Source organism: Streptomyces palmae (assembly GCF_004684805.1).
Classification (GTDB): domain Bacteria; phylum Actinomycetota; class Actinomycetes; order Streptomycetales; family Streptomycetaceae; genus Streptomyces; species Streptomyces palmae.
The window spans coordinates 1-578 of sequence record NZ_SRID01000794.1; the positions used below are offsets into that span (position 1 = coordinate 1).

1 protein-coding gene is annotated in these 578 nt (G+C 68.3%); it reads right to left on the reverse strand.

The annotated features are described in order from the left end of the window. Positions 1 to 578, reverse strand: a 578-nt coding sequence (locus E4099_RS32685) for a condensation domain-containing protein (RefSeq protein WP_135342684.1), incomplete at both ends; no start/stop codon positions are given.

Consider the following 578-nt stretch of genomic DNA (forward strand, 5'->3'; position numbering starts at 1 on the left):
GACGATCAGGAGTACGTGACGGGTCTCGGCGAGGGCGAAGAGGGTGGCCCGGAACGGGATCTGTGAGTCCAGGGCGAAGGTGCGCGAGGCGGCCTGGGTCAGTGCCTCGTCCAGATTGGCCGGGTCGGTCTGCACGACGGGGAGGTCGGTGCGTATGTGGTCGGTGGGGAGGATGTGCTGGTGCGGCTCGCCTTGGGCGGTCGGCAGGACGGTGCGCAGTGCTTCGTGCCGGGCTACGACGTCGTCCAGCGCTGAGGTGAGTGCGTCGATGTCGAGTGGGCCGTTGAGGGTGATGGCGAGCGGGATGTTGTAGGTCGCGCTCGGTCCTTCGACCTGGTCCAGGAACCACAGCCGCTGCTGGGCGAAGGAGAGCGGTAACCGCTCAGGCCGCTCACCGGCGCGCAGCACCGGCCGGGCCGCGCCGGCGTTGCTGACGCGATGGGAGAGCTCGGCGACAGTCGGCGTGTCGAAGAGGTCGCGGAGGGATATCTCCACGCTCAGTACGGCTCGGATCCGGCTGATCAGACGGGTGGCGAGCAGTGAGTGGCCGCCGAGGTCGAAGAAGCTGTCGTGCACTC